Raw genomic sequence first — 20,381 nt, 5'->3', positions numbered from 1 at the left:
CCATTGGTACTGCTCTGCCAAAACGGCCACTTCCCTACCCCGGCCCCAAATGTGCCATATCATTAGCCTATGTCTTGGTTAACTTCTTTAGTAACAAAAATCTCTGCCAAAAACCCCGGCCACTCGCGTGGCGCCGACAAGCCTGCGGTGAGCGTGCGCGAGCGGGTTTCGGCCCTGCGGCACCTGCCCGCTTTTCTCAAGCTTATCTGGCAAACTTCGCCGGGCCTTACACTGGGCAACATTGCGCTACGCCTGCTGCGGGCGGCGTTGCCGCTGGCAATGCTGTATATCGGCCGGCTCATCCTAGATGACATTGTGCAGCTGAGCCGGCTGCCAGCCGCCGGCCGCGCCCTACCCCCCGTATTTGGGTTGGTGGCCCTAGAGTTTGGCCTCGTGCTGCTGACCGATGCGCTCGGCCGGGCCGTGGCCCTGCTCGACTCGCTGCTCGGCGACCTGTTTGCCAACGCCAGCTCGGTGCGCCTAATGCGCCACGCGGCCGAGCTGGACCTCGACCAATTTGAAGACAGCACCTTTTACGACAAGCTGGAGCGCGCTCGCCGCCAAACGCTCTCTCGCTCGGTGCTCATGAGCCAAGTGCTGGCTCAGGGCCAAGATGCCGTTACGCTGGTGCTGCTGGCGGGCGGGCTGGTAGCCTTCCAGCCCTGGCTGCTGGGCTTGCTATTGCTTGCCGTAGTGCCCGCCTTTCTGGGCGAGAGCCACTTCAACGAACGCAGCTACTCCCTCTCGCACTCTTGGACGCCCGAGCGCCGCGAACTCGACTATCTCCGCCAAACCGGCGCCAGCGACGAGACAGCTAAGGAGGTCAAAATCTTTGGCTTATCTGACTTTCTAATCGCGCGCTTCGAAACGCTGTCTGACCAGTTTTATACCCAAAACAAAGCGCTGGCGCTGCGCCGCGCCAGTTGGGGCACGGTGTTCGCGGCCATTGGGGCGGCGGGCTACTACGGCGCCTACCTCTACATCATTAAGCAAGCAGTGGGCGGCACCATTACCATTGGCCAACTCACGTTTCTGGCAGGTTCGTTTGCCCGGCTGCGAGGCTTGCTCGAAGGCATTTTGAGTAGGTTTAGCCAAGTAGCTGACGGGGCGCTCTATTTGCAGGATTTCTTCGACTTTTTCCAGATTGAGCCGCGTATTGTTCGGCCCACCGTTGGGCAGGCGGTGCGGGCATTTCCGCGGCCCATCCGGCAAGGCTTCACGTTTGAAGACGTGGGTTTTAAGTATAAAAACGCCGAAAAGTGGGCGTTGCGCCACCTCAGTTTCGAGCTGCGGGCCGGCGAGAAGTTGGCGCTGGTAGGGGAAAACGGCGCCGGTAAAACCACGCTCGTCAAGCTGCTGGCCCGCCTCTACGACCCCAGCGAGGGCCGCATTTTGCTCGATGGCCACGACCTGCGCGAGTACGACCCCGCCGAGCTGCGCCAGGAAATCGGCGTTATTTTTCAAGACTTTGTGCGCTTTCAGCTGCCCGCTGGCCAAAACTTGGCCGTGGGCCGAATAGAGGAGCGTCAAAACCAACCGCGCATCGAGCAGGCCGCCCATCAAAGCCTAGCCGATACGGTGGTTGCCAAGCTGCCCCTGGGCTACGACCAGATGATTGGCCGACGCTTCAACGGGGGGGTAGACCTGAGCGGCGGCGAGTGGCAAAAAATCGCGCTGGGCCGTGCCTACATGCGCGAGGCGCAGCTGCTCATCCTCGACGAGCCCACGGCCGCCCTCGACGCCCGTGCCGAGTACGAAGTATTCGAGCGCTTCAAAGAATTGACCCAGGGTAAGACGGCCGTACTTATTTCGCACCGCTTTAGCACCGTGCGCATGGCCGACCGCATCTTGGTAGTAGAGCACGGCCGAGTGCAGGAAATCGGCTCGCATGAAGAGCTGCTGGCCCAAGGCGGGCGCTACGCCGAGCTATTCCAACTGCAAGCGGCAGGCTACCGCTAAGGCCCTTATAAGCTGAGCAGTAGCGCAAAAATAAATTTATTGGCGTAGCTTAGGGTATTCTTCAGAATTCCCTACCCTACCTCCATGAAGCTTACATCTACTCTCGTTTTTGGCTGCTTGTTAAGCCTTGTGCTGCTCTCCGGCTGCTTCACCTCCCGCGAGGCGCGCATCGAATCTAGCTACAGCTACCGGGGCCGTTTTCGCCACTACCGCACCTATGGTTTCCTAACCGGGGCGGGCCTCATGGCCGATAGCACCCGCCTGAGCGAAGCCCTGCGCGATGCCATTCGGCAGCGGATGCGCCTGCAAGGCTACCGCTACTCCCGCAAAAACCCCGACCTGATGGTGAGCTACAAGGTGTTTGAAGGCGATATGCGCTTCCCCGGCTTTCATCAAGAAGACATTACGCAGTGGGTGAAATACAACGAGGCCGAAGACGAAGAAACGCCCGAAGAGCAGCGCCACGCTTACCAGCCTACCCGTATGCTCCTACTCGACGGCACCCTCATGGTGACGCTCATTGACACCCGCACCGACAACGCCATTTGGAACGGGTTTGCCTCGGGCGTAGCCGTGCCCGAAGGCGTGCGCGGCGAGTACGTGTTGGTACGCTCGGTGCGCTCCATCTTCGACCGCTACCGCATTTTCACCGAGAATTATTTTAACGGCGGCAACCTCGACGGTGCCATGAACGGCGAGCCCAGTGGGCCGCAGCCCACCGAAAACCCCCATTAGGCGGCTACTTGCTACCCCCTACATTTTTGCTCAAACCGGCGCCGGTGTACCTTTGCCTGTCCGCGCCAGTGCGCCCGTTTGCTAACCAGCTGACTCTTATGCTTCTCGCCGTCAATTCTTCTTACCAGCCCAGCGACTACCTGCCCATTCTCATTCAGTTTGGGCTGGCTGTAGCTTTCGTAGCCTTCGCCATGGTGGTTTCGCACCTTGTGGGCCCCAACCGGCATAGCCGGGTAAAAGACGCTTCATTTGAGTGTGGTATCGAGAGCGTGGGCAATGCGCGCACGCCCATCTCGGTAAAATATTTCCTTACTGCCATCCTCTTCGTGCTGTTTGACGTGGAGGTTATTTTTATGTATCCGTGGGCTGTCAACTTCCGCCAGCTTGGCACGGCTGGTTTTGTGGAGATGATAATCTTTATGACCTTGCTCATGGCGGGTTTTGGCTACGTTATCAAAAAAGGCATTTTGCGCTGGAACGAAGCAGTTCCTACCCAAACTTTCGCTGCAAAACCGGTGTTGGCCAAGCAGCCTGCTGAAGTTGCGCAGGCCGCTTAATTCGCTATAGTCTCTATGGATACCCGCGTTCCTGAAATTAAATCTGTGCCGGCCCCCGAGGGCGTCGAAGGCGCTGGCTTCTTTGCCACGTCGCTGGAGAAAGTAGTGGGTATCGCCCGCGCCAACTCGCTGTGGCCCCTGCCCTTTGCTACCTCTTGCTGCGGTATCGAGTTCATGGCTACCATGGGCGCACACTACGATATTTCCCGGTTTGGCTCCGAGCGCCCCAGCTTCTCGCCCCGCCAGGCCGACCTGCTGATGGTGATGGGCACCATCGCCAAGAAAATGGCTCCCATTGTGAAGCAAGTGTATGAGCAAATGGCCGAGCCCCGCTGGGTGCTGGCTATGGGTGCCTGCGCTTGTTCGGGTGGCATTTTCGATAGCTACTCGGTGCTGCAAGGCATCGACCGTATCATTCCGGTTGATGTATACATTCCGGGTTGCCCGCCCCGCCCCGAGCAAGTGCTTGATGGTTTAATGCGGGTGCAGGACCTCGCCAAAAACGAAAGTATCCGCCGCCGCAATTCCCCCGAGTATCAAGCCTTATTGGCCTCCTACAATATTAAGTAAGCTGCTAGCCATTAGCCGGGGCCACTAGGCGGCCCTTAGCTGTCGGTTTCTATTTTAGAAGCTCAGCTAAAAAGCTACATTGCTATTAGCTAACAGCTCTTAAAAAATGGCTGACCCCACGAAAGAAGAATCTACTGCTGCGCAGGACACCGCCGCTGCCCAAGATCCTACTGCGCAGCAAAATGCGCAAGTATTGTCGCTGCTTCACAGCTTGTTTGGCGAGGCTACGTTTAGCGACGTGCACGAGCCCTATGGCTTGCTTACCGTCACTACCAAGCGCGAGCATATCCATAATATAGTGGCTGGCTTGCAGAAAGATGAAACACTCAAATTTCACTTTCTGACCACGATGTGCGGCATCAATTATCCCGACAACCTGAATCAAGAGTTGGGAATGATTTATCACTTGCACAGCTTAATACATAATATTCGGCTTCGCATCAAGATTTTCTTTCCGGTAGCTGACCCAGTAGTGCCTACGCTTACTGACCTCTATGCTACCGCCAATTGGATGGAGCGGGAAGCCTACGACTTTTACGGCATCATCTTCACGGGCCACCCCAACCTGCGCCGTATCTTGAATGTGGAAGACATGGACTATTTCCCCATGCGGCGGCAATATCCGCTTGAAGATGGCACCCGTGAGGACAAAACGGACCTTTTCTTCGGTCGCTAATCTATTCTGTCATGCTGAGGAGCCAGGCATCTTATCACCGCTACCCTCCTCAGGTTTACTAAGCACTGCGGCGCGAATGTGATAAGGTCCTTCGCTCGCTCAGGATGACAACTATTCAAATGGCAGTAAACGACGCCTTGGCAGGCACTCATAAAATTATTCAGGAAGCGCAGGAGCAACAGGGCGGCCAGCTCGTACCGACGCTCAACGACTTCTCGCAAGAGCTAACGACCCTCAACCTAGGGCCCACGCACCCGGCTACGCACGGTATTTTCCAAAACATCCTGCAAATGGATGGCGAGCGTATCATCTCGGGTGTACCAACCATTGGGTATATCCACCGGGCTTTTGAAAAAATCGCCGAGCGGCGGCCTTTCTACCAAATCACGCCGCTAACGGACCGCATGAACTACTGCTCGTCACCCATCAACAACATGGGCTGGCACTTGACGGTAGAGAAGCTTTTAGGAGTGCAAGTGCCTAAGCGTGCGCAGTACATGCGCGTGATAATGATGGAGTTGGCTCGTATAGCCGACCATCTTATCTGCAATTCCATCTTGGGGGTAGACACTGGTGCTTTCACCGGTTTCCTCTACGTATTTCAGGAGCGCGAGAAGATTTACGAGATTTACGAAGAAGTCTGCGGCTCGCGCCTAACCACCAATATGGGTCGGGTAGGCGGCATGGAGCGCGACTTTACCCCGGTAGCTATCGAAAAGCTTCGCAAGTGGCTCAAGGAGTTTCCGGCCGTGATGAAGGAGTTTGAGGAGATGTTCAACCGCAACCGCATTTTTATGGACCGCGTGGTAAACGTGGGCCCTATTACGGCGGAAAAGGCGTTGAACTATGGCTTCACTGGTCCTAACCTGCGGGCGGCGGGTGTTGACTACGACGTGCGGGTGATGAACCCTTATTCGTCGTACGAAGATTTTGAATTTGATATTCCGGTGGGTACCAACGGCGACACCTACGACCGCTTTATGGTACGCAACGAGGAAATTTGGCAGAGCTTGCGCATTATCAATCAAGCGCTTGACAGACTACCCGAAGGTCCATTCCACGCCGACGCACCGCACTACTACTTGCCCCCTAAGCAGGCCGTGTATAAGAACATGGAGGCCTTGATTTATCACTTCAAAATTATCATGGGCGAAATCGACGCGCCGGTGGGTGAAGTGTATCAATCAGTGGAAGGTGGCAATGGGGAGCTAGGCTTTTACTTGATTTCGGACGGTGGACGCACGCCCTACCGCCTCCATTTCCGTCGGCCGTGCTTTATCTATTACCAAGCCTATTCAGAAATGGTAGTGGGCACGAGCCTCTCAGATGCCATCGTGATTCTATCGTCGATGAATGTGATTGCCGGCGAGCTGGACGCCTAGTTTTAATAGTTGAAAGTGAACGATATGGAGCCAACTACCGCGCCTGCCAAACCCCGTTTTTCTCCTGCTGCGCAAGCTGAAATCAAGCGGCTGCTCGCGCATTACCCCGACGACCGCAAAAAATCCACCTTGCTGCCAGTGTTGCACATTGCGCAGGCTGAATTTGGCGGTTGGGTAAGCCCTGAAGTGCAAGACCTCGTGGCCGAAACGCTGGGTCTGCGGCCGATTGAAGTGTACGAAGTGAGCACGTTTTACACGATGTTCAATCTTAAGCCAGTTGGCAAGCACGTACTGGAAATCTGCCGCACGGGCCCCTGCATGCTACGCGGCTCCGACGAGTTGACGGCTCACCTCGAGCGTATTACTGGCGCCAAAGTGGGCGAAACTTCGCCTGATGGCAACTTCACTTTGAAAGAAGTAGAATGCTTGGCAGCCTGCGGATTTGCCCCAGTGGTACAGGTGCGCGAGAAATACTACGAATCACTCGATACGGTGGAAAACGTGCAAGCGATGCTGAATGAGTTGCACGGCTTAGTACACCGGCCGATATTGCCTTGGGAAGAAACCGGTTTGCCGACTTCACTACAGAAACAGCATAATTAATAGCTACTCTGCTAAAAGCTACTAGTTCAACGATATGGGACGCAAGCTATTAACTGAACATGTGAACGTCGAAGGCATCGAAACCTTTGCCGTGTACCGCAAGCATGGCGGCTACCGCGCGGTAGAAAAGGCGTTAAAAATGACGCCCGATGAAGTAGTAGAAGAAGTAAAAAAATCGGGCCTGCGTGGGCGTGGTGGCGCGGGCTTTCCTACTGGCCTGAAGTGGAGCTTTCTGGCGAAGCCAGAAGGTGTACCGCGCTACCTCGTTTGCAACGCAGATGAGTCGGAGCCAGGCACCTTTAAGGACCGCTACCTCATGTCGAAGCTGCCGCACTTGCTCATCGAGGGCATGATTGCTGGTAGCTACGCCTTAGGCGCGCGCACTAGCTACATTTATATTCGTGGCGAGTTGTTGTACGTGCTGCGGATTCTGGAAAAAGCGATTGCTGAAGCCTACGCTGCTGGGTTTCTTGGTGAAAATATTCTGGGTTCAGGCTATTCACTCGATTTGCATGTGCATCCGGGCGGCGGCGCTTACATCTGCGGCGAGGAAACGGCTTTGCTGGAGTCGCTGGAAGGCAAGCGTGGCAACCCACGCAACAAGCCCCCATTTCCGGCTGTACAAGGTCTCTACGCTCGCCCCACTGTGGTGAATAATGTGGAGAGCATTGCTACCGTAGTGCCTATTTTGAACATGGGCGGCGATGAGTACGCTAAGATAGGGGTGGGCAAAAGCACCGGCACCAAGCTATTCTCCGCTTGCGGCCACCTCAATAAGCCAGGCATTTACGAACTGGAATTAGGCGTGCCAGTAGAAGAGTTTATTTACTCCGATGAGTACTGCGGCGGTATCTGGAAAGGGCGTGAGTTGAAGGCCGTAGTAGCTGGGGGCTCATCCGTGCCGATTCTGCCGAAAGAATTAATTCTCAAGACTGCAGCCGGTGAAAATCGCCTCATGACGTATGAGTCGCTCAGCGACGGAGGGTTTGTGACAGGCACTATGCTTGGTTCGGGAGGCTTTATTGCGATGGACGAAACTACGTGCATCGTGAAGAATACCTGGAACTTCTCGCGCTTCTACCACCACGAAAGCTGTGGGCAGTGTTCGCCCTGCCGCGAAGGCACGGGTTGGCTCGAAAAAGTGCTGCACCGTTTGGAGCATGGCCACGGTTCTATGCATGATATCGACTTAGTTGTGAGCGTGGCCAAGCAAATTGAGGGAAACACTATTTGTCCGCTCGGCGAAGCAGCAGCTTGGCCAGTTGCTGCGGCTGTTCGCCATTTCCGCGATGAGTTCGAGTGGCACGTTACGCATCCGAAGGAGGCTACCCAACCTGGCGCAGTATACCGCGGCAACCTAGTTATGGCCTAATTCACTTATTAATTAACACTTATCAGAAATCGGCGGACCTCTGCGTAAAACTCTGCGACCACTGCAGGAAATACCTTTGGCCTACTTCTGCTACTTCTTGACCTAATGGCTAAAATAACCTTCGATGGAATTGAGGTAGAAGTGCCCGACGGCACCACTATTCTCAATGCGGCCCGCAAAATCGGGGGCGGCGTGGTGCCGCCCGCCATGTGCTATTACACACCACTAAAAGGCAGCGGTGGTAAATGCCGGGCGTGTTTGGTCCGCGTGGCCGCGGGCTCGGCCAAAGACCCACGGCCCATGCCCAAACTAGTGGCCTCGTGCATTACCCCCGTTCAGGATGGAATGGTAGTAGAAAACACGACCAGCCAGCAAGTGCTTGATGTGCGCAAGGGTATTGTGGAGATGTTGCTCATCAACCATCCGCTCGACTGTCCCGTTTGTGACCAAGCCGGCGAATGTGACCTGCAGAACTTTGCTTTCGAGCACGGCGTGAGCACTACGCGCTACGAAGAGGAGCGCCGCACATTCGAGAAGATTGATATTGGCCCGTACGTGCAGTTGCACATGACGCGCTGCATCCTGTGCTATCGTTGCGTGTACACTGCCGACCAGCTCACCGATGGCCGCGTGCACGGTGTGCTGGGACGCGGTGATGCCGCTGAGATTGGTACGTATATCGAAAACGCCATCTCTAATGACTTCAGCGGCAACGTGATTGATGTGTGTCCAGTTGGTGCACTTACTGATAAAACCTTCCGCTTTAAGCAGCGTGTGTGGTTCACCAAGCCGGTAAATGCCCATCGTGAATGCGGCCATGAGAAGTGTACAGGCCATGTAACGCTTTGGTACAAAGGCAAAGACGTATTACGTGTAACTGCTCGCAAGGACGAGTATGGCGAAGTAAAGGAGTGGATTTGCAACGAGTGCCGCTTCGAGAAGAAGGAAACGGCCGACTGGACGATTGAAGGCCCTGCCCACATCGACCGTTCGTCCGTTATTTCGGCCAACCACTACGAATTGCCCGTCATCAACCCACAAGTGATTGCTGACTTGCCCGAGAGCACTGTGCGTGAGCTAGAGCAAAACCCACCACTAAAGCTTGGCGGTCCCAACGGCACGTCGTTTTAGTTACTTACGCTGCTGAGGAATAAAGCAGCTTTCACAGCTAGCTTCCTCAGAAATAAGTTATTATCCAAGCCCTGCGAACGTAATAAGGCGTTTCGCAAGCTGATGCCAGATATGGCTTGACCCTCTCTACCTTATGTCTCTTGAATCTTTAGGCTGGCAAGGCCTCGTTGTTTTGGTAGTCTTCGGCATTTCGCTGCTGATTGCTACTTATTGCACCTACGCTGAGCGCGTCATCGCAGCGTTCTTGCAAGACCGGGTAGGCCCGGACCGCGCTGGTCCTTGGGGCCTTGCACAGCCATTAGCTGATGCTGTGAAGCTATTCACAAAAGAGGAATTTTTCCCGAGCGGTGCTAATAAAGCGCTGTTTATTTTTGGACCTTGCCTAGCCATGATAACGGCGCTGATGTCATCGGCCGTTATCCCTTTTGGCAGCTTCCTGAAATTTGGCGAAACTGTCGTGCATTTGCAGGGCATAGAAATCAACGTAGGTATGCTCTACGTGTTCGGCATTGTATCGCTGGGCGTATATGGCATTATGATTGGTGGTTGGGCGTCCAACAACAAATTTTCGTTGCTTGGCGCTATTCGGGCGGCTTCACAAAGCATCAGCTATGAACTCGCCATGGGTTTGTCGCTGATTGCGGTACTCATGATGTCTGGCTCGCTGTCGCTGCGCGACATCACCTTGCAACAGTCGGTACCTGGCGAGTGGCACTTCTGGAATATCGTGAAGCAGCCGTTGGGCTTCCTCATTTTCATCGTTTGTGCCTTCGCCGAAACTAACCGTACGCCCTTCGACTTGCCTGAGTGCGAAACCGAGCTAGTAGGAGGCTACCACACCGAGTATAGCTCGATGAAAATGGGTCTTTACCTATTTGCTGAGTATGTGAACGTGTTCGTAGCCTCGGCCGTGATGAGCGTTATCTATTTTGGAGGTTTCAACTTTCCCTTCCAATATGAACTGCGCGAATGGCTTTCCGCTTCGCGTGGCTTCTCGGCTGATGCGGCCCAGAACGTCGTTGCCATCTTGGGGGTAGTGGCCGTTTTTGCGAAGATTTTTTCCTTTATCTTCTTCTTCATGTGGGTGCGCTGGACGCTGCCACGCTTCCGCTACGACCAACTGATGCGCTTAGGCTGGACTATCCTCATTCCGCTGGCTATCTTCAACATCCTGCTTACTGGCGGCCTTATCACTGCCGGTGTTATTCCGGAAATCAAGCAGTGGTGGTAAGCGGCATCCCTGTCGGCCCTACCCCCCTCTCCTTACCTGACCTATGCAATCGCTAAGCAACCGCGCCAAAAAACTGGAAAAGAAGCCGATGACGCTCGCTGAGCGGGCTTATCTGCCGGCGATTTTCCAGGGCCTTACCATTACTATGCGGCACTTTTACCGGGCCGCCACTAAAAAACAGGTTACTATTCGTTATCCTGAAGAGACGCGACCTTTTTCGCCCGTTTTTCGGGGTTTGCACGTGCTCAAGCGCGACGAGCAGGGCCGCGAGCGCTGTACAGCCTGTGGCCTTTGCGCCGTGGCCTGCCCCGCCGAAGCCATCACGATGGTAGCTGGCGAGCGCAAAAAGGGCGAGCAAAATCTTTACCGCGAGGAGAAGTACGCCGTTAGCTACGAGATTAATATGCTGCGCTGCATTTTCTGCGGCTTATGCGAAGAGGCTTGTCCGAAGGCGGCTGTTTACCTGCAAGCTGATAAAATGGCGCCGCCGCGCTACGAGCGCGACGAGTTTATTTATGGTAAAGACCGGCTTGTGGAGCCTGTGTCGCCGGATAATCGCTCGAAGCGTGGTATTCAGCTCACGCCTGAGCAAGCTGACAAGCTGCGTAGCCAGATGCAACCGGCTTAAATTTTACCTGCGTCAGCACGACGTTCTTTTAGCTTCTATGTCCCTCTTTCTCTTCCTTGCGTTTGTAGCCTTGCTGAGTGCCCTAGGCGTGGTACTGGCCAAAAACCCAGTGCATAGCGTGTTGTTCCTCATCCTCACGTTCTTCACGCTGTCGGCTCATTACCTGATGCTTAATGCGCAGTTCTTGGCGGCCGTAAACATTATCGTGTACGCTGGTGCCATTATGGTATTGTTCCTGTTTGTGATAATGTTCCTGAACCTGAATGAGGATACGGAGCCACATAAGCCTGCCCTCGCTAAAATTGCCGCTACTATCGCCGGTGGTTCGCTGTTACTCATCATGGTTGCGGCCCTGCACAAGGTGCAACCAACTGGTTATAATGCCGATACCTTCGACTCGCAAGTGGGCATGGTTGACCGACTGGGCTTGGTGCTTTTCAAGCAGTATTCCCTACCCTTCGAATTGGCATCTATCCTGTTGCTAGCCGCCATGGTTGGCTCCGTAATGCTAGGCAAGCGCGAAACGGGCGAACGAAACTTCTAGAGTTTTTCGCTAAACGCAAACGAAAGCGGCGTCTGATAAATCAGGCGCCGCTTTCGTTTGCAATAGCTTTTCCGCTTACTTCCCTACTACGTCCGTCTTAATACTCAGCTCCTTCAGCTGTACTTGCGAAATAGGCGAAGGCGAGTCAATCATCACGTCGCGTCCCGAGTTGTTTTTGGGGAAGGCGATGAAATCGCGGATGCTGTCGGCACCGCCAAAGAGCGAACACAGGCGGTCGAAGCCGAAGGCAATACCTCCGTGGGGCGGGGCGCCGTACTCGAAAGCGTCGAGCAAGAAGCCAAACTGGGCCTGCGCCTCCTCGGGCGAGAAGCCGAGCAGCGAGAACATACGGGCCTGCACGGCGCGGTCGTGGATACGGATGGAGCCACCACCAACTTCGACGCCATTGATAACCAAGTCGTAGGCGTTGGCACGGGCTTGGCCGATGGTTTCGGGGTTATCAAGCAAGTGCAGGTCGTCGGGCTTGGGCGAGGTGAAGGGGTGGTGCATAGCGAAATAGCGGCCCTCCTCTTCGATGTACTCTAATAATGGGAAATTAACTACCCACAGTGGAGCGAAGGTATCTTTGTCGCGCAGGCCGAGGCGCTGGCCCATTTCGAGACGCAGCTCGCTCAAGGCTTTGCGGGTTTTATCGGCGGGGCCAGCTAGGATAAGCAGCAAGTCGCCCTCGTTAGCATTGAGCGCTGTTTTCCACTTCTGCAATTCTTCCTGCGAGTAAAACTTATCAACGGAGGATTTTACTACCCCCCCTGCTTCAACGCGGGCATATACGAGGCCGGTAGCGCCAAGCTGCGGGCGTTTTACGAAATTGGTTAGCTCGTCGAGCTGCTTGCGAGTGTAGGCGGCGCAGGTAGCGGCGTTGATGCCCACCACCAGCTCAGCGCTGTCGAAGACGGGAAAGCCCTGGCCTTTCACTACCTCGTTTAGCTCCACAAACTTCATGTCGAAGCGCACGTCGGGCTTGTCGTTGCCATACCAACGCATGGCGTCGGCGTACTCCATGCGGGGCACGGTAGGAAAATCGAGGTTTTTGATTTCCTTGAACAAGTAGCGCACCAGGCCTTCGAAGGTGTTGAGGATATCCTCTTGGGTCACGAAGGCCATTTCGCAGTCAATCTGCGTGAACTCGGGCTGGCGGTCGGCGCGCAGGTCTTCGTCGCGGAAACACTTCACAATCTGGAAGTAGCGGTCGAAGCCCGACACCATCAGCAGCTGCTTAAACGTCTGGGGCGACTGCGGCAGGGCGTAAAATTCGCCGGGGTTCATGCGCGAGGGCACCACAAAGTCGCGGGCGCCTTCGGGGGTGCTTTTAATGAGCACGGGCGTTTCGACTTCGATAAATTCTTGGCCATCGAGGTAGCGGCGCACAGCCTGCGCCATCTTGTGGCGCAGCATCAGGTTGTTGCGCACGGGGTTGCGGCGCAAGTCGAGGTAGCGGTACTTCATGCGCAGTTCGTCGCCGCCATCGGTGTCGTCTTCGATGAGGAAGGGCGGCAGCTTGGCAGGGTTCAAAACTTCGAGCTTTCCGACCCGGATTTCGATGTCGCCAGTGGGAATGTGCGCGTTTTTGGAGTAGCGCTCGGCCACGGTGCCGGTGACGCTAACTACGAATTCGCGGCCCAGGTGGCGAGCGATTTCGCGCACTTCTTCCGATTCAACTCCTTCTTCGAGTGCGAGTTGGGTAATGCCGTAACGGTCGCGCAGGTCAATCCAGAGGATGCCGCCTTTGTCGCGGGTGCGCTGGACCCAGCCAACGAGGGTAACGGTTTGGCCGACGTGTTCTTGGCGAAGCTCGCCGTTGGTGTGCGTTCTGAGCATAAGTAGGTTTGCCGGCTGCGGTTGCCTCGGCCCTACCCCCCTGGCGGCTGGCCAGGGGGGTAGGGCCGAAATAGCTTGGCAGTAGCTACAGTTTTTCAGGGGCGAAAATAACGCCTCTTTAAGGGCGGCGCGGCAGAAGCAGACAAAATAGTCGGCGGCCAGTTTGGTACGGAGTATGCATAAGGGGGTAGGGAGGGCGTTTCTTCGCCTCCTTCACCCCTTTTTTCGACCATGAAACTTCTTCCCTCGCTGGCCCTAGCGGCCGCTTTGCTCACGGCCGGCGCGGCCCAGGCCCAAACCAAAGTCAAGACCAAAAACAAGTATGACGGCGGTACCGAAATCAAAACCAAGGGCGAGGCCCCGGCCGTTACGCTCGATGGCCCTATAAAGCGCGTGGAAACGCTTTCGGGCATCGACATTTTCCCGAAGCCCAATTCTAACAGCGTGATGCTGAGCTTCACGCAGCAATTTACCAAGCCAGGCACGCTCGTAATGACCGACTACCAGAAAAAGGTGGTGTACCAGCAAGAGCTTGACCCCCAAAACAACACTGGTGAGCCGGTTGACCTGGGCCACATCTCGGCGGGCACCTACTTGGTAGAAGCCAAAACGGGCAACTATGTATACTGGAAGAAGGTGCGCATAAAGTACCCGACCGTAGTGCGCCGCTAGCAAGCAGCCGGCGGACCTGCTTTAGCCTGCCCGTCTCTTTGGTAAAAGAACGTCATGCTGAGCCTGCCGAGGCATCGCGCTCGCGCCGCTGGGTTAGTAATCCAACGATGCGAGCGCGATGCTTCGCTAAGGCTCAGCATGACGTTCTAGTTTTTTCGCCTTTCAGTGCCTGCAGCGCCTCCCCTACCCTTATCTGCTTTCTTCAACCTCCCGTATTTTTGCCGCTGCTTATGAAAACCCTACCCCTGCTCTGCGCGCTGCTTGCCCTCACCAGTTTTGGCCCGAAGCCCAAACTGACCTCAACGAAGCTAGCACCGGGCCTCACAGTAGGAGTGCCGCAAGGCTTTACGCCACTGCCGGACGAAGGCATTGCGATGAAGTTTCCGTCGCCGCGCAAGCCCTTGGCGGTGTTCAGCAGCCCCAACGGACGCACGGACTATAGCGTATCGGTGCGGCCTACTACCTTCGGGCCCGACTACAACGTGCTGCTGCCTATGTACAAAGCCAGCGTGCAGCGCCTGTATACGAAGGTCGAGTTTCTGACCCAGGAGGTACGCAAAGTGAATGGCCGCGACTTCGTGGCGCTCGAATTCATCTCGACGCTCAACGACTCGCGCCGCGCCGCCGCTCTGGCGCCACTTAAGAAGTACGAGTTTATCGAGTACGCCGTGCAGGGCGAGCAGCTGTACATTTTTTCCTTCTCGGCCCCAGCCGAAGAGCAAGCCCAATGGCGGCCGGTGGCCCAAGCCGCCCTGAGCGACATTAGCCTAAAATAGGCCCAATGCCCCCTCCCCCTCTCCTACTCGGCGACGACTACTTTATGCGCCAAGCGCTGGCCGAGGCGCGCCGGGCGCTGGCGGTAGGCGAAATTCCCATTGGCGCCGTGGTAGTGCTTGACGGGGAAATAATTGGCCGCGGCTATAACCAGACCGAGCAGCTGCGCGACGTAACAGCCCACGCCGAAATGCTGGCCATCACGGCGGCCGCCAACTTTTTAGGAAATAAATACCTCACCGATTGCACGCTCTACGTGACGGTCGAGCCCTGCGTGATGTGCGCCGGCGCCAGTGCCTGGGCCCAACTGGGGGGGGTAGTATTTGGCACCGCCGAGCCTAAAACTGGCTACCAGCGCCACAGCCTGGGGCTACTGCACCCACGCACCAAGGTGCGGGCGCAGGTGTGCGCCGCCGAATGCGCGGCCCTGATGCAGGAGTTTTTTCGGATGAAGCGGGGGTAGGCTACATTTGGGGCGCGCCCCGCGGGCCGCCGTAACCCCGGCGGCCGGTTGGGGGTTATACTGCTAACCTACCCATTTTTCACTTTAAAACACCCACACCATGGCTTTTGAACTGCCCAAGTTGCCGTATGCTTACGACGCCCTCGAACCTACGTTTGACGCGCAAACGATGGAAATTCACCATACCAAGCACCACCAGGCCTACGTAACTAACCTCAACGCGGCCATTGCTGGCACGGCAATGGAAAGCCAGAGCCTAGAGGAGATTTTGCACAACATTGCGGCAGCGGCCCCGGCGGTGCGCAACAACGGCGGCGGCCATTGGAACCACTCGCTATTCTGGACCATCCTGTCGCCTAACGGCGGCGGCCAGCCTACTGGCGCAGTAGCCGACAAAATCACGGAGGCTTTTGGCTCGTACGACAACTTCAAAACTGAATTTACCAAGGCCGCTACCACGCGCTTTGGCTCGGGCTGGGCGTGGCTGTGCAAGCAGCCCGATGGCTCGCTGCAAATTTGCTCGACCCCGAACCAAGACAACCCACTGATGCCCGACGCCGGCTGCAAAGGCACTCCTATCTTGGGCCTCGACGTGTGGGAGCACGCTTACTACCTCAAGTACCAGAACCGCCGCCCCGATTATATCGCGGCCTTCTTCAACCTCATCAACTGGGAGGAAGTGAACAAGCGCTATGCCGCAGCGGCGTAGTGCCTAGCCATTTGATAGTAGCTTTAATGCCCTCCTGCTTGGTGCAGGAGGGCTTTTTTGCGGCCCATTCTGAGCTAGCCAGCGGCTAAATAGTGTTAGGGCTATGCGATGCGCCTTGCGCGGCACCTGCAAAAATTAGTGTAACTTTAGGCGCAAAAGCCTCCCTCTCAAACGTTAAATCTAAGCCCGCATGAATACCAAATTGCGCCTGATAGTACTGAGTTTCTTACAGTTCTTTATCTGGGGTGCGTGGCTGATTACGATTGGTGCGTACTGGTTTCAAACCAAGCACTGGTCGGGCGCGCAGTTTGGGGCCATTTTCTCCACCATGGGCATCGCCTCCATTTTTATGCCCTCGCTCATGGGCATTGTGGCCGATAAGTGGGTGAACGCCGAGAAGCTTTACGGCGTGCTGCACTTGCTGGGAGGCGTGGTACTCTGCACCATTCCCTTTGTTACCGACCCCAACATGTTCTTCTGGGTCATCCTGCTGAACATGATTTTCTACATGCCTACGCTGGCGCTGTCCATTGCCGTGTCGTACTCGGTGCTGAAGGGCGAAGGCTTGGATGTGGTGAAAGACTACCCCCCTATCCGCGTGTGGGGCACCATTGGTTTCATTGCGGCCATGTGGACCGTTACATTTTTGGGGTTCGAAAAATCGGCCAATCAGTTTTACGTAGCCGCCGGCGCGGCGCTGCTGCTGGGCGTGTACTCGTTTACCCTGCCCAAGTGCCCGCCGCCCTCCCAAGGCGTATCGGGCCGCTCGCTGGTTGATGCACTGGGCCTAAAGTCGTTTGCGCTGCTGCGCGACCGCAAACTGGCTACCTTCTTCGCCTTCGCCCTGCTACTTGGGGCCGCTTTGCAGCTCACCAACGCTTACGGCGACACCTTCCTGCACGACTTCGACAAAGTGCCAGCTTACCGCGATACGCTGTCGGTGCAGCACCCGGCGTTCATCATGTCGATTTCGCAGATTTCCGAAACGCTGTTTATCTTGGCTATCCCCTTCTTTTTGCGGCGCTTCGGCATCAAGCAGGTGATGCTATTTAGTATGATTGCCTGGGTATTGCGCTTCGGCCTGCTGGCTTATGGCAACCCCAGCGGTGGCCTATGGATGATTATTCTCTCGTGTATTGTGTACGGCATGGCCTTCGACTTTTTTAATATTTCGGGCTCGCTGTTTGTCGAAACGCAGACGCAACCTAGCATTCGGGCCAGTGCCCAGGGGCTATTCATGATGATGACCAATGGGTTCGGGGCCGTGCTGGGCAGTTCGGTAAGCGGCATCGTCATCCAGAATTACTTCACCGACGCTGCGGGCAATAAGGACTGGCACGGCATATGGTTGGCATTTGCGGCGTATGCACTGGTTATTGCGGTGCTGTTCGTCTTCATTTTCAAGCACAAGCACGCCCCGCAGGTAGCTGAAAACCCTCAGCCTGAGTCCCGTTTATCGGCCGAGCCGGCGTAACTGGTGCGCACCAGCGTGCCCAAACCGGCGAAAGCGCTTTTTTGACTTTTAGAAGCTTCTGGTTCTGGGCGGCCACGCCCCCTACCCCCCGCCCCAGGCTCTACCTTATTTTTAGCGCGTATTGTTAGTTATGATGCCCACTCCGACCCCGGCGGCTACTCCCGACCTGTCGGCTACCTTCACTGCCTACGGTGATTTTGTGCCAACCAAGTGGTTTTACGCCACCTTTGGCGTGCTGCCACTGCACGAAACCTATCAGCTGGCTACGGCCGAAGCCACCAAAACAGTGTGGCAAGAGTTAGCCAAGCTCTGCGACCTCGACCAGGCAACTGTGGTGCACTCGGTGTTCATAGAGGAAGTCGAGAAAGAGCCCGAGCTAAACTTCTACGCGCTGCGGCCGGGCCCGCACTTATTGCTGCTGTTCGATGCCCAAGGCACGTACGGCGACCAGGGCGCGCAGCTCTTTTACTCAGCCCACACCGATGCTGCGCAGCTGGCCCAGGTGCGGGCGCTGCTCTTGGCGCAGTTGGCCAAGGGGCAAGTAGAGCGGCAGCGTATTAAGGTGCTGCGGCTGGCTAATAAGGACCTGGACTTTTCGCCCCTACCCCTCAAAATTCCGGCCCTAGACCTGGCCCTGCACTACAACGACGACCTACCACCCGTGCACGAGGCCATTGTGAAGCGCTTGCAAAAGCAGGATGACAAGGGTTTGGTTATTTTGCACGGCCCACCTGGCACCGGCAAAACCAGCTACATCCGCCACTTGTGCGGCCTTACGGATAAGCCCAAACTGTTTATTCCGCCCAACCTGGCGCTGCGCATCGCCGACCCAGAGTTTATCAACCTGCTGCACGATAATACCAACTCCATCCTGCTCATTGAGGATGCCGAGGAGCTGCTTACCAAGCGCGACGCCAGCGGCAGCAACGCCGTCAGCAACCTGCTCAACCTGAGCGATGGCCTGCTATCTGACGGCTTCCACATTCAGATTATTTGCACATTCAACGCCGACCTAGCCCGCATCGACAAGGCGTTGCTGCGCAAGGGCCGCCTCATTGCTTCTTATGCTTTTGAAGCCTTGACGCAGCCCAAAGCACAAGCTTTGGCCACGGTGCTCGGCCAAACGGCTCCTATTACCGAAGCTACCACCCTGGCCGACATCTACAACCGCGAGGAGATTACCTTCGTGAGTGAGCCGAAAAACGCGGGCCGCATTGGCTTTAACCGCTGAAAAGTAAGCCCGACAATACAAAAAAGGTATAAAATAAGTCTGGTTTAGGTATAAAGGAAAAGCCGCTCTGCACGATGCAGAGCGGCTTTTTTAGCTTCAATCCCGGTGAGAGGGTAGGGCTTACTTACTGAAGAAGAACTCGCCTTCAATCTGCGCATTCTCGTCGGAGTCGGAGCCGTGCACAGCATTGGCTTCGATGCTCTTGGCGTACTTTTTACGAATGGTGCCTTCTTCGGCATTGGCCGGGTTAGTGGCACCAATGAGGGTGCGGAAGTCGGCTACAGCGTTGTCTTTCTCGAGGATGGCTGCCACGATGGGGCCGCTCGACATATAGGTCACGAGGTCGTTGTAGAACGGACGCTCTTTATGCACGGCATAAAACTGGCCGGCGCGCTCGGGAGTGAGCGCTACTTTTTGAAGCTCCACGATGCGGAAGCCGCCCTGCTCAATCATGCTCAGGATGCCGCCGATGTGATTTTCGGCCACTGCGTCGGGCTTAATCATCGTGAAGGTGCGATTGGTTGCCATTCTTTTAAAAATTTTAGTTGGTGGCGCAAAGGTAGGCGGATAATGCCCAGGCGCGGCGCTGGGGGTAGCAAAGCGCTTTTAACCTCCTTATACAGTGCCGGTGTGGGCGATACTTGCCCGAACCTTCCCGACAGGTTCGGGTGTTGAACGCCAATTCATGCCGACCTTTGCCGGCCGTTTGCGCTGGAAATTATTCCAACGCTCTTTTCTTCGCATTCGCAGGCCATTCACGTAGTCGATGTTTCCTTCAATAGCCGAACTGCAAACTTTGCTGGCTCAGCCCCGGCAGATTTTTATTACCACGCATCATAAGCCCGACGCCGATGCGCTGGGCTCGTCGCTGGCTTGGGCCACGTACCTCAAGAAAAAAGGCCACTCTGTGACGGTGGTGACGCCTTCCGACTACCCCGCTTTTCTGAATTGGATGCAGGGCAACGACGAGGTAGTGGTGTACGAGCCACGCCAAAACGAGCGCCAAGTACGCGACTTGGTAAACCGGGCCGAAGTCATTTTTTGCCTCGATTTTAATTGCCTTGGCCGCATCAACGAACTGGGCGAATACGTGCGGCAGGCGCCGGGCACCAAGGTGCTCATCGACCACCACCAGCGCCCCGAAAACTTTGCCGACGTCAGCTTTTCGGAGCCCAAGGCGGCGGCTACGGCCGAAATCATTTTTGAAATTATCCGCGCGCTCGGCGACCAGGGGCTTGTAGACCAGGGCATGGGCGAGGCGCTCTACGCGGGCATCATGACCGATACGGGCTCGTTTCGGCACCCCAGCACCTCGCGCAACGTGCACCTTATCATCGCCGAACTGCTCAGCACGGGCATCGACTTGGCGGCCGTGCATCGCCGCATCTACGACTCGCATTCTGAAATTCGGTTGCGCTTCCTAGGCTATATCCTGAAGGATAAGCTGGTGGTGCGCCGCGAGTTCAACACCGCTTACATCGCCGTTACCAAAGAGGAGCTGCGCGAGTACGAAAGCAAGACCGGCGACACCGAAGGCCTTGTGAACTACGCGCTGAGCATTGAAGGCATCGTGTTTGCGGCCGTGTTTATCGACCGCGGCTCGGCCGTTAAAATCTCGTTCCGCTCGGTGGGCGACTTCTCGGTGAGCGACTTCTCGCGCAACCATTTTGAGGGCGGCGGGCACCACAATGCCTCGGGCGGCATTAGCCAGCAGTCGCTAGACGCTACTGTAGAGCGCTTTTTGGGGCTGCTACCCCAGTATCAGGCACAGCTCGTGAGCACGCCGGCCGTGCCGGTAGCGGTTGCGCCCCCTATCGCCTAACTTTGAGGC

20 protein-coding genes and 1 pseudogene are annotated in these 20,381 nt (G+C 56.0%); 19 read left to right on the top strand and 2 right to left on the bottom strand.

The genetic code is table 11. The features are described 5' to 3' along the window. The first annotated feature begins 69 nt into the window (after positions 1–69). From GO988_RS19055 to GO988_RS19000, 12 genes and pseudogenes are all read left to right on the top strand, one after another. Positions 70–1,959 carry an ABC transporter ATP-binding protein gene (locus GO988_RS19055; RefSeq protein WP_157568550.1) on the top strand — a complete coding sequence of 630 codons (1,890 nt, stop codon included), beginning with the start codon at positions 70–72 and terminating at the stop codon, positions 1,957–1,959. 84 nt (positions 1,960–2,043) lie between these two features. Next, complete coding sequence (locus GO988_RS19050; RefSeq protein WP_157568548.1) at positions 2,044–2,694, top strand: DUF4136 domain-containing protein; 651 nt, start codon at positions 2,044–2,046, stop codon at positions 2,692–2,694. Positions 2,695–2,792: 98 nt separating this feature from the next. Beyond that, positions 2,793–3,170: pseudogene (locus GO988_RS19045) on the top strand (NADH-quinone oxidoreductase subunit A); the annotation flags it as partial. A 96-nt stretch (positions 3,171–3,266) separates the two neighbouring features. Next, a complete protein-coding gene (locus GO988_RS19040; protein ID WP_157568543.1) occupies positions 3,267–3,821 on the top strand; it encodes an NADH-quinone oxidoreductase subunit B in 555 nt (184 codons plus the stop codon). Positions 3,822–3,927: 106 nt separating this feature from the next. Beyond that, on the top strand, positions 3,928–4,497 hold the full coding sequence (locus tag GO988_RS19035) for an NADH-quinone oxidoreductase subunit C (protein WP_157568541.1): 570 nt from the start codon (positions 3,928–3,930) through the stop codon (positions 4,495–4,497). Positions 4,498–4,616: 119 nt separating this feature from the next. Next, a complete protein-coding gene (nuoD, locus tag GO988_RS19030; RefSeq protein ID WP_157568539.1) occupies positions 4,617–5,879 on the top strand; it encodes an NADH dehydrogenase (quinone) subunit D in 1,263 nt (420 codons plus the stop codon). A 24-nt stretch (positions 5,880–5,903) separates the two neighbouring features. Continuing rightward, the gene (locus GO988_RS19025) at positions 5,904–6,482 is read left to right on the top strand and encodes an NADH-quinone oxidoreductase subunit NuoE family protein (RefSeq protein ID WP_157568537.1); all 579 of its coding nucleotides are present in this window, start codon (positions 5,904–5,906) and stop codon (positions 6,480–6,482) included. Between the two features lie 34 nt (positions 6,483–6,516). Beyond that, positions 6,517–7,854, top strand: a complete 1,338-nt coding sequence (nuoF, locus tag GO988_RS19020; RefSeq protein ID WP_157568535.1) for an NADH-quinone oxidoreductase subunit NuoF — start codon at positions 6,517–6,519, stop codon at positions 7,852–7,854. A 105-nt stretch (positions 7,855–7,959) separates the two neighbouring features. Further along, positions 7,960–8,985 carry a 2Fe-2S iron-sulfur cluster-binding protein gene (locus GO988_RS19015; protein ID WP_157568533.1) on the top strand — a complete coding sequence of 342 codons (1,026 nt, stop codon included), beginning with the start codon at positions 7,960–7,962 and terminating at the stop codon, positions 8,983–8,985. A gap of 133 nt (positions 8,986–9,118) precedes the next feature. Beyond that, positions 9,119–10,216, top strand: a complete 1,098-nt coding sequence (gene nuoH / locus GO988_RS19010; protein WP_157568531.1) for an NADH-quinone oxidoreductase subunit NuoH — start codon at positions 9,119–9,121, stop codon at positions 10,214–10,216. Positions 10,217–10,259: 43 nt separating this feature from the next. Further along, positions 10,260–10,844, top strand: a complete 585-nt coding sequence (locus tag GO988_RS19005; protein ID WP_157568529.1) for a NuoI/complex I 23 kDa subunit family protein — start codon at positions 10,260–10,262, stop codon at positions 10,842–10,844. Between the two features lie 37 nt (positions 10,845–10,881). Continuing rightward, a complete protein-coding gene (locus GO988_RS19000; protein WP_157568527.1) occupies positions 10,882–11,388 on the top strand; it encodes an NADH-quinone oxidoreductase subunit J family protein in 507 nt (168 codons plus the stop codon). Positions 11,389–11,463: 75 nt separating this feature from the next. Here the strand turns inward: GO988_RS19000 and aspS are convergent, their stop codons facing one another. After that, positions 11,464–13,227, bottom strand: coding sequence for an aspartate--tRNA ligase (gene aspS, locus GO988_RS18995; protein WP_157568525.1), 1,764 nt, complete (start codon positions 13,225–13,227; stop codon positions 11,464–11,466). A gap of 231 nt (positions 13,228–13,458) precedes the next feature. Here aspS and GO988_RS18990 point away from each other — a divergent pair, with 231 nt between their 5' ends. The 6 genes from GO988_RS18990 (at position 13,459) to GO988_RS18965 (ending at position 18,550) form a co-directional block, all read left to right on the top strand. Further along, on the top strand, positions 13,459–13,899 hold the full coding sequence (locus tag GO988_RS18990) for a T9SS type A sorting domain-containing protein (protein ID WP_157568523.1): 441 nt from the start codon (positions 13,459–13,461) through the stop codon (positions 13,897–13,899). A gap of 230 nt (positions 13,900–14,129) precedes the next feature. After that, entirely contained in the window at positions 14,130–14,675 is a 546-nt protein-coding gene (locus GO988_RS18985) for a hypothetical protein (protein ID WP_157568521.1), read from the top strand. A 5-nt stretch (positions 14,676–14,680) separates the two neighbouring features. Continuing rightward, positions 14,681–15,136 carry a nucleoside deaminase gene (locus GO988_RS18980; RefSeq protein ID WP_157568519.1) on the top strand — a complete coding sequence of 152 codons (456 nt, stop codon included), beginning with the start codon at positions 14,681–14,683 and terminating at the stop codon, positions 15,134–15,136. A gap of 100 nt (positions 15,137–15,236) precedes the next feature. Next, positions 15,237–15,845 (top strand): superoxide dismutase, encoded by a 609-nt coding sequence (locus tag GO988_RS18975; protein ID WP_157568517.1) that lies wholly within the window; start codon positions 15,237–15,239, stop codon positions 15,843–15,845. A gap of 190 nt (positions 15,846–16,035) precedes the next feature. Then, positions 16,036–17,319: a nucleoside permease gene (locus tag GO988_RS18970; RefSeq protein ID WP_157568515.1), complete on the top strand. Its 1,284-nt coding sequence runs from the start codon at positions 16,036–16,038 to the stop codon at positions 17,317–17,319. 130 nt (positions 17,320–17,449) lie between these two features. Continuing rightward, positions 17,450–18,550, top strand: coding sequence for an AAA family ATPase (locus tag GO988_RS18965; protein WP_157568513.1), 1,101 nt, complete (start codon positions 17,450–17,452; stop codon positions 18,548–18,550). A gap of 120 nt (positions 18,551–18,670) precedes the next feature. Here GO988_RS18965 and GO988_RS18960 read toward each other — a convergent pair whose 3' ends face one another. Continuing rightward, entirely contained in the window at positions 18,671–19,078 is a 408-nt protein-coding gene (locus GO988_RS18960; RefSeq protein WP_157568511.1) for a nucleoside-diphosphate kinase, read from the bottom strand. 238 nt (positions 19,079–19,316) lie between these two features. Here GO988_RS18960 and GO988_RS18955 point away from each other — a divergent pair, with 238 nt between their 5' ends. Further along, positions 19,317–20,372: a DHH family phosphoesterase gene (locus tag GO988_RS18955; protein WP_157568509.1), complete on the top strand. Its 1,056-nt coding sequence runs from the start codon at positions 19,317–19,319 to the stop codon at positions 20,370–20,372. The last annotated feature ends 9 nt before the right edge of the window (positions 20,373–20,381 follow it).

It is taken from the genome of Hymenobacter ginkgonis, from assembly GCF_009755225.1.
GTDB lineage: Bacteria > Bacteroidota > Bacteroidia > Cytophagales > Hymenobacteraceae > Hymenobacter > Hymenobacter ginkgonis.
Note: the sequence above shows the minus strand (reverse complement) of the source record. Positions and strands in the feature narration are given on the sequence as shown.

Coding starts and splice junctions, on each gene's coding strand:
- GO988_RS19050 (WP_157568548.1), top strand. CDS start 2,044: ATGAAGCTTACATCTACTCTCGTTTTTGGCTGCTTGTTAAGCCTTGTG.
- nuoH (WP_157568531.1), top strand. CDS start 9,119: ATGTCTCTTGAATCTTTAGGCTGGCAAGGCCTCGTTGTTTTGGTAGTC.
- GO988_RS18975 (WP_157568517.1), top strand. CDS start 15,237: ATGGCTTTTGAACTGCCCAAGTTGCCGTATGCTTACGACGCCCTCGAA.
- aspS (WP_157568525.1), bottom strand. CDS start 13,227: ATGCTCAGAACGCACACCAACGGCGAGCTTCGCCAAGAACACGTCGGC.
- GO988_RS18990 (WP_157568523.1), top strand. CDS start 13,459: ATGAAACTTCTTCCCTCGCTGGCCCTAGCGGCCGCTTTGCTCACGGCC.
- GO988_RS19040 (WP_157568543.1), top strand. CDS start 3,267: ATGGATACCCGCGTTCCTGAAATTAAATCTGTGCCGGCCCCCGAGGGC.
- GO988_RS19015 (WP_157568533.1), top strand. CDS start 7,960: ATGGCTAAAATAACCTTCGATGGAATTGAGGTAGAAGTGCCCGACGGC.
- GO988_RS18970 (WP_157568515.1), top strand. CDS start 16,036: ATGAATACCAAATTGCGCCTGATAGTACTGAGTTTCTTACAGTTCTTT.
- nuoD (WP_157568539.1), top strand. CDS start 4,617: ATGGCAGTAAACGACGCCTTGGCAGGCACTCATAAAATTATTCAGGAA.
- GO988_RS18980 (WP_157568519.1), top strand. CDS start 14,681: ATGCCCCCTCCCCCTCTCCTACTCGGCGACGACTACTTTATGCGCCAA.
- nuoF (WP_157568535.1), top strand. CDS start 6,517: ATGGGACGCAAGCTATTAACTGAACATGTGAACGTCGAAGGCATCGAA.
- GO988_RS19035 (WP_157568541.1), top strand. CDS start 3,928: ATGGCTGACCCCACGAAAGAAGAATCTACTGCTGCGCAGGACACCGCC.
- GO988_RS19055 (WP_157568550.1), top strand. CDS start 70: ATGTCTTGGTTAACTTCTTTAGTAACAAAAATCTCTGCCAAAAACCCC.
- GO988_RS18955 (WP_157568509.1), top strand. CDS start 19,317: ATGTTTCCTTCAATAGCCGAACTGCAAACTTTGCTGGCTCAGCCCCGG.
- GO988_RS19000 (WP_157568527.1), top strand. CDS start 10,882: ATGTCCCTCTTTCTCTTCCTTGCGTTTGTAGCCTTGCTGAGTGCCCTA.
- GO988_RS19025 (WP_157568537.1), top strand. CDS start 5,904: ATGGAGCCAACTACCGCGCCTGCCAAACCCCGTTTTTCTCCTGCTGCG.
- GO988_RS18960 (WP_157568511.1), bottom strand. CDS start 19,078: ATGGCAACCAATCGCACCTTCACGATGATTAAGCCCGACGCAGTGGCC.
- GO988_RS18965 (WP_157568513.1), top strand. CDS start 17,450: ATGATGCCCACTCCGACCCCGGCGGCTACTCCCGACCTGTCGGCTACC.
- GO988_RS18985 (WP_157568521.1), top strand. CDS start 14,130: ATGAAAACCCTACCCCTGCTCTGCGCGCTGCTTGCCCTCACCAGTTTT.
- GO988_RS19005 (WP_157568529.1), top strand. CDS start 10,260: ATGCAATCGCTAAGCAACCGCGCCAAAAAACTGGAAAAGAAGCCGATG.